Annotated in this window: 5 protein-coding genes; all 5 read left to right on the top strand. The window is 71.3% G+C overall.

All coding sequences use genetic code 11. From position 1 onward, the window contains the following. Positions 1-213 (top strand): hypothetical protein (locus U9977_RS06430; RefSeq protein ID WP_322748252.1); only part of this gene is annotated, 213 nt, incomplete at its 5' end. A gap of 234 nt (positions 214-447) precedes the next feature. Continuing rightward, positions 448-1,620, top strand: coding sequence for an adenylyltransferase/sulfurtransferase MoeZ (gene moeZ / locus U9977_RS06425; protein WP_322748251.1), 1,173 nt, complete (start codon positions 448-450; stop codon positions 1,618-1,620). A 70-nt stretch (positions 1,621-1,690) separates the two neighbouring features. Beyond that, positions 1,691-2,080, top strand: a complete 390-nt coding sequence (locus U9977_RS06420) for an MGMT family protein (RefSeq protein ID WP_322748250.1) — start codon at positions 1,691-1,693, stop codon at positions 2,078-2,080. Between the two features lie 122 nt (positions 2,081-2,202). Further along, positions 2,203-5,631, top strand: a complete 3,429-nt coding sequence (locus U9977_RS06415) for an ATP-dependent helicase (RefSeq protein WP_416210492.1) — start codon at positions 2,203-2,205, stop codon at positions 5,629-5,631. After that, positions 5,628-8,025, top strand: a 2,398-nt coding sequence (locus U9977_RS06410; protein ID WP_322748249.1) for an ATP-dependent helicase, incomplete at its 3' end; no start/stop codon positions are given. The genes U9977_RS06415 and U9977_RS06410, both read left to right, overlap by 4 nt.

Here is an 8,025-nt window from a genome sequence, read left to right as displayed (position 1 = left end):
CTCGATGGCGCCGCGCTCGATGGCGCCGCGCTCGATGGCGCCGCGCCCGATGGCGCCGCGCCCGATGGCGCCGCGCCCGATGGCGCCGCGCCCGATGGCGCCGGGGACGCGGGAGCCGGGCGGAAAGTCGCGGGCAGCCGGAGCACGCGGGCGAAGAAAGCCGGGACAGCGGCGACGTCCACAGGTTCGACGGTCCGTCACCGGACCGCCTGACATCGTTGCGATCATATCCGGGTGGGGGCGGGGAACATCCCGGCCCGCCCGCGCGCTGGGATGGATGGCGTTCCCGTCACGAGGGCACCGCGTCGATCCCGTACAGCGGATCCCGGACGAGTGCGTCCGTCGCCTGCGACGATGGGAGGCGACGATGGTGTCGGATCTACACGGATCCATACCGGATGTACGGCGGATGTATGGATGTCGCCGCTGTGACCGCGAGGAGAGATCGTGTCCCTGCCGCCCCTGGTCGAGCCCGCGGCCGACCTGACCATTGACGAGGTCCGCCGGTACTCCCGGCATCTGATCATTCCGGATGTCGCGATGGACGGCCAGAAGCGGCTGAAGAACGCGAAGGTGCTGGCCGTCGGTGCCGGCGGGCTGGGTTCGCCGACCCTGATGTATCTGGCCGCAGCCGGGGTGGGAACGCTCGGCATCGTCGATTTCGACACCGTGGACGAGTCCAACCTGCAGCGGCAGATCATCCACGGCCGGTCGGATGTGGGACGGTCCAAGGCGCAGTCGGCCCGGGACACCGTCCTGGAGATCAACCCGTACGTCGACGTGGTCCTGCATGAGACCAGGTTGGACACATCCAACGTCATGGAGATCTTCAGCCGGTACGACCTGATCGTGGACGGCACGGACAACTTCGCCACCCGCTATCTGGTGAACGACGCCTGCGTGCTGCTCGGCAAGCCATATGTCTGGGGCTCGATCTACCGGTTCGACGGGCAGGCGAGCGTCTTCTGGGCCGAGCACGGCCCGTGCTATCGCTGCCTGTACCCCCAGGCACCCCCGCCGGGCATGGTGCCGTCCTGCGCCGAGGGTGGTGTCCTCGGCGTCCTGTGCGCGTCGATCGGGTCGATCCAGACGACCGAGGCGATCAAGCTGCTGACGGGGATCGGCGAGCCGTTGGTCGGTCGTCTCATGGTCTACGACGCACTTGAGATGAGCTACCGTTCGATCAAGGTGCGTAGGGATCCGGAGTGTGAGCTGTGCGGCAAGAACCCGACCATCACCGAACTGATCGACTATGAGGCCTTCTGCGGCGTCGTCTCGGATGAGGCCCAGCAGGCGGCGGCCGGTTCGACGATCCTTGCAGCAGAGCTGAAGGACTGGCTCGACCGCGGCGAGCCGATCGAGCTCGTCGACGTCCGGGAGCCGGCCGAGTGGGAGATCGTCCGCATTCCGGGGGCGCGCCTCATCCCCAAGGGTGAGCTGCCGGCGCACCTTTCCGAGCTGCCGCAGGACCGCCGGGTCGTCGTCTACTGCAAGAGCGGTGTCCGCTCGGCCGATGCGCTGGCGACGCTGAAGGCCGCGGGGTTCTCCTCGGCGGTGCACGTCCAGGGTGGTGTGACCGCCTGGGCGACCCAGGTCGACAAGTCCCTACCGGTGTACTGAGAAGCTGCTTGCGGCCTTCCGGCCGGGCGGTCCGCGCCCGGCCGGCCCCGGCGGTTGGTGAGGTGTCGCGATGGTCGGGGACGAGCTGCGGCATCAGCCGCCGCTCAGTGTGTCAGCGGGGCTCGCCACCCGGATCGTCATCGGCGGCCGGCCGAGCCCGTACGCGATGACCGTCCTTGCGGCGGTCACGCGCATTCCCCGCGGCAAGGTGATGACCTACGGCGATGTCGCCGAGTATGTGGGCGCGGGGACGGGCCGAACGGTCGGCGCGGTGCTCTCCCGCCATGGTCATGATGACGACATCCCCTGGCACCGGGTGATCCGCTCCACCGGCGCACCGAACCCGAGCGCTCCGGACGAGGCGTTGCGACGGTTGGCGTCCGAGGGCACGGTGCTGCGTCCCGGCGGGGAGCGGGTGGATCTGGGCGCGGCCCGCTGGGACGGCCGGACAACCCCCTGACAGGCTTCGAGCGTCCGAGGGTGGGACCGTCCGGTTCTGTCGGTGGCGCATGGTGTGCTGTGCGCGTGACAGTCCACCAGGATCGGGTGAGCGCCCACCAGGGCACGGCCGGGGTTCCCCGGCTGGCGGCGCGGGCGGTCCCGACCGCGGTTGGTCCGCCGGCATATCGGCTCGTGCGGACCCCGCCGGCGCGCCCGCGCCCGCCGGTCCTCGACGCCGACCAGGCCCGTGTCGTCGATCACACCGGCGGTCCGCTGCTCGTCCTGGCCGGGCCGGGTACGGGTAAGACGACCACGATCGTCGAGGCGGTGGCCCGGCGGGTGGAGGACGGGCTCGACCCGCAGTCCATCCTGGTGCTCACCTTCAGCCGGCGGGCCGCCCACGAGCTGCGCGAACGCATCACCCGACGGCTGCGCGCCGCCGTCGGCGCCCCGTTGGCCTGGACCTTTCACGCCTGGTGCTATGCCGTTCTACGGCTGGGCCGACCGGCCGACCCAGGTGGTGTGTCGCCGAGACTGCTGTCCGGGCCCGAGCAGGACACCAAGCTTCGTGATCTTCTTGCCGGGACGGTGGAGGTCGGCCGGCCGCGATGGCCGGCCCCGCTCGCGGGCTGTCTCACATCCCGGGGCTTTGCCGAGGAGGTACAAGCCATGCTCGCCCGGGCCCGTGAGGTGGGGCTGAGCCCGGACGCGCTTGCCGCACTGGCTCGGCGGACCGGCCGGGATGACTGGGCCGCGATGGCGACCTTCTACGCCGACTACCTCGACGCGCTTGATCTCGAAGGGATGATCGACTATTCCGAGCTGGTCCAGCGGGCCGCCGCGGTCGCCGAAGGCGACGACGTCGGTGCTGACCTGCGTCGCCGTTATCAGGCTGTCTTCGTCGACGAGTACCAGGACACCGACCCCGCGCAGGAGCGGCTGCTGCGGGCCGTCACCGGGGGTGGTGGCGACCTCGTCGTCGTCGGCGATCCGGACCAGTCGATCTACGGGTTCCGCGGGGCGGAGGTGCGCGGGTTGTTGGCGTTCCCGACCCGGTTTCCCCGCGCGGACGGGCTCCCGGCCGAGGTGGTGGCCCTGCGGCGCTGCCGACGGCTGGGGCCGGTGGCGCTCGCCGTCAGCCGGCAGATCGCCAGCCGTATCCCCGCGACCGGTCTGCCCGCCCAATACCTGCGCGCACATCGGGATCTGATCGCGGCCGGCGGCGAAACCGGGTCGGGAACCTCCGAGGCACGCCGTGCGGAACGCGTTGAGGCCCGGACGTACACATCCGAGGGCTCTCAGGCCGAAGGCATTGCCGACCTGCTGCGCCGGGAGCATCTGGAGAACGGCACCCCGTGGGACCGGATGGCGGTGCTGGTGCGCAGCGCGGCCCGGTCGGTGCCCCCGCTGCGGCGGATGCTCACCGCCGCGGGCGTGCCGGTCGAGGTGGCAGGCGATGAACTGCCGCTGGCCCGCGATGGTGCGGTCGCGCCGCTGCTGCTGGCGCTGCGCTGCGTCGACAACCCCGGCCGGGAGCTGACCGCCGAGGCGGCCCGGACGTTGGTGACCGGTCCGCTGGGTGGTGCCGACCCGACCGCCTTGCGGGCGCTGGGCCGTGCATTGCGCGTGATCGATCGTGCCGTGATCGATCGTGCCGTAGTCGCCACCCACGTGGGCGACCCGGCCACGGCGGCCGTGCCGGCATCGTCGCCCACGGCGGCCGTGCCGGCGTCGTCGGCGGAACTCATCCGGCAGGCCGTCGCCGACCCCGACCGCACCCTGCTGATGGTCCCCGACCACATCGCGGGCCCGGCCCGGCGCCTGGGTGAGCTGCTGCGATCGGCGCGCGCGGTGCGCGACGGCGGCGGCACGCCCGAGGACGTCGTGTGGGTGCTGTGGTCGGGCACCGGCTGGCCCGCCCGACTGGAACGGGCGTCCGCCGCGGGCGGGGCCGCCGGCCGGGCGGCAGACCGTGATCTGGACGCCCTGGTCGCGCTGTTCGCGACCATCGGCCGCTCGAGCGTGCGGCACGGACCCGGCACCGGCATCGGCCCACTCCTGGACGAACTGGAACAGCAGCAGATCACCGGTGATTCGCTGACCGAGCGTCCGGCCCGGGCGGACGTGGTCCGGTTGCTGACCGCCCATCGCAGCAAAGGCCTGGAATGGGATGTCGTGGTCGTCTGCGGCGTCCAGGACGGGCAATGGCCGGACCTGCGAACCCGCCACTCGTTGCTGGAGTCCGAACGCCTGGACCGCCCGGAATGCGGGGGGATGCGTGAGGCCGCGACCCGCACCGAACTTCTTGCGGACGAACGTCGGCTGTTCTACGTTGCGTTGACCCGGGCACGGCGCCGGCTTGTCGTCACCGCGGTCGACTCCACCGAGGATCAGGGTGCGGGTCCCAGCCGGTTCTTTCGTGAACTGTGCGACGCGGGACCGCTCGGTGTCTCGGTGACCATGCACCGTTCCCGGCTGGCCCGTCCGCTCACACTGTCGTCGGCGGTTGCGGCGCTGCGCCGGACCACGGTCGACCCGGCCTCGACGCCGGCGATGCGGGCGGCCGCATCGGTGCGGCTGGCGCGGCTCGCGGCCGCGGTTGACGACGTGGGTCGGCCGCTCGTCCCCTCCGCCCGTCCAGGTCGGTGGTGGGGGCTGGCCGAGGTGACTGCGGGCGACGTTCCAGCGGTCGCCGCGGACACCCCCATCCGATTGTCGGGGTCGTCGCTGTCGGTGTTGGCGACCTGTCCGATGCGCTGGTTCCTTGAGCACGAGGCGCATGCGCAGGCCGCGACCAGCTCCGACATGGGTTTCGGCAAGGTCGTGCATGCACTCGCCGACGAGGTCGCGACCGGGCGGACCGCTCCCGACCTCGACGCGCTCGACGCCCGGCTGGAACGGGTGTGGCGCCATCTCGCCTATGAGGCGCCGTGGCGTTCCCAGCAGCAGCGGGCGGCGGCGCGCCAGGCGCTGGCCCGGTTCCTGGTGTGGCACGCGGCCACGCGCCATCGGCGGTTGGTGGCCAGCGAGGTCCCGTTCAGCTGCGACATCGTGGTGGGCGGACGGACGGTGAAGCTACGGGGTTTCATCGACCGCATCGAGCTGGACGATGACGGCCGGGTACACGTCGTCGATTTCAAGACGGGTCGGACGGCTCCGTCCAGTTCGGATGTGGCGCGTCATCCGCAGCTCGGCACCTATCAGCTTGCCGTTCGTCACGGAGCGGTGGCGTGCGACGTCGATGGAGCCCGAGCCGAGCCCGGCGGAGCGGAACTGGTGCACCTGCGTCTTGACGCGGCGTCAGGTCCGGTGCCGGTGCCGGTGCCAGAGCCGGTGCCGGTGCCGGTGCCCGAGCCGCCGGTTGCGACCCCGGCGGCTCGGGCACCGAAGGTCCAACGTCAGGAGGCACTGCCGGTCGACGGCCCCACCTGGGTAGACGACCTGCTGTTGGACGCGGTCGAACACATCGACGCGGAGCGCTTCCCGCCACGTCCGGGCGCGTCCTGCCCGACATGCACGTTTCGGCGGTGCTGCCCAGCCCAGGATGAGGGACAGCAGGTGATCACATGACCGTGGCTGCGGCGGCTCGACCGACGGGGCTGGACCTGGTGCCGGCGGAGCTGCGTGATCTCCTCGGGGTGCCGTTCACCGATGAGCAGATCACGGCGGCGACCGCTCCGCTGGAGCCCGGGGTGATCGTCGCCGGGGCTGGTTCGGGCAAGACCTCGGTGATGGCCGCCCGGGTCGTGTGGTTGGTCGTGACCGGTCAGGTGGCGCCCGACGCCGTGCTCGGGCTCACCTTCACGACCAAGGCCGCGGGCGAACTCACCGACCGGATCCGCCGTGGCCTGGAGAAATCCGGTCTCACGGGTGCCGCTGGCGTAACGGGGGGCGAAACCTGTGACGGCGAGCCCGGCGAGCCGGTCGTGTCCACTTACCATTCGTTCGCGAAACGGCTGGTCACCGACCACGCGCTGCGGCTCGGCCTGGAACCGGGTTTCACCCTCCTTGCCGACGCAACCCGCTACCAGCTCGCTGGGCGGGTGCTGCGCCGCCACCGCGGACCGGTCGCGGCGCTGACCAGGCCGCTGTCGATGCTCGTCGGCGACATCATCTCCCTTGACGCGGAATGCAGCGAGCACCTTGTCGAACCGGGCGCGTTGGCTGGTTTCGATCTCGGCTGGCTGGCCGAGATCGAAACGGTGCTCATCGCCGAACGGGAACGGCCGCGTAACAAAGGTCATGTCGACGCTCTCGGCCGGATGGCCCTGGTCGCCCGGTCCCGCCGGGAGCTCGCCGCAATGGTCGCGGAGTTCCGCGCGGCCAAACGCGAGCTCGACGTCATCGACTTCGGTGATCTGGTCCGCCACGCCGTCCGACTGGCCGCCACCGTGCCGGCGGTCGGCGCGTCGGAGCGTTCCCGGGCCGGGGTCGTGTTGTTGGACGAGTACCAGGACACATCCGTAGCGCAGCGGCAGATGCTCGCAGGCCTGTTCGGCGGTGGTCATCCGGTGACGGCCGTCGGCGATCCATGCCAGGCCATCTACGGTTGGCGTGGTGCGTCCGTTGCGAACCTCGACGGCTTTCCGGACCATTTCCCGCGCTGTGGCGGCGGGCCGGCGCGGGTGTACGAGCTGTCGGTCAACCAACGCAGCGGTGGGCGGTTGCTGAGCCTGGCCAACGCGGTCGCGGCCGGTCTGCGGGCCCGACACCGCGTCGCGCGGCTGCGTCCGCGCGACGACGTCGCAGACCGTGGCGAAACGGTTATCGCGCTGCATCCGACCTGGTCGCAGGAGGTTCGTTGGATCGCGGCGACGTTGCGGGAGGTCGTCAGTGCCGGCCGCGCACGGCCGGGGGAGTGCGCGGTACTCGTGCGGGCGCGTCGCGACGTCCCCGCGTTGTACGCGGCCCTGCTAGCGGCTGAACTGCCGGTGGAGGTCGTGGGCCTCGGCGGTCTGTTGAGTCTGCCGGAGGTAGCCGACGTCATCGCGACGCTGGAGGTGCTGGACGATCCGACGGCCAACGCGGCCCTCACGCGGCTGATCACCGGTCCGCGGGTGCGGCTGGGCCGCCGTGATCTCGCGGCGCTAGGGCGCGCGGCGCGTGAGGCCGTCGGGGTCGGGGTGGCCCGCACCGCCCCCCTCGACCAGACTGGATCCGACCCTCTGGTACCCCACCAGCCGGCGGGCGAAGCGCTGCCGACCGATGCGCTCGATGAGGCGGTGCTCGGGATCGACCCCTGCGACGTGGTCGCGCTCGCCGACGTGCTGGACGACCCGGGCCCACAGGTGTCGCCCCAGGCCAGGGCCCGGCTGCGGATGCTCGGTGCGGAACTGCGCTATCTGCGGGCCCACATCGACGAGCCACTGCTGGACGTCATCTACCGGATCGTCGAGGTCACCGGTCTGGACGTGGAACTGGCGGCGAGCCCCGAGGCGGTCACGGCCCGCCGCCGTGACAACCTTGCCGCGTTCATCGACGTCGCGGCGGGCTTCACCGGTCTGGACAACGACGGTTCGGTCCGTGCGTTCCTGGCATTCCTGCGTGCCGCGCAGGAACACGAGCGTGGTCTGGACGCGACCAGCCCGTCCGGCGCGGATGCCGTCCAGCTGATGACCGTCCACAAGTCCAAGGGGCTGGAGTGGGAGGTCGTGGCCGTGCCGAACCTCAGTCACACGGTTTTTCCGATCACTACCGTCCGGTCGAAGTGGACCACATCGCCGTCGGTGCTACCCACGGCCCTGCGCGGGGATGCCGACGATCTGCCCGTGCTGCCCGGCCTCGGTAAGCCCGACCTCGCCGGCTTCGCCGCCGACTGTGACGCCTATCTGGAACGGGAGGAACGCCGTCTCGGCTATGTCGCGTTCACCCGGGCCAAGTCCCTGCTGTTCGGCAGCGGGCACTGGTGGGGGCCGGCGCAGCGTCGGTTGCGTGGGCCGTCGGTGTTCCTCGACGAGTTGTACG

Source organism: Protofrankia sp. Cas8 (assembly GCF_963555845.1).
GTDB lineage: Bacteria > Actinomycetota > Actinomycetes > Frankiales > Frankiaceae > Protofrankia.
Note: the sequence above shows the minus strand (reverse complement) of the source record. Positions and strands in the feature narration are given on the sequence as shown.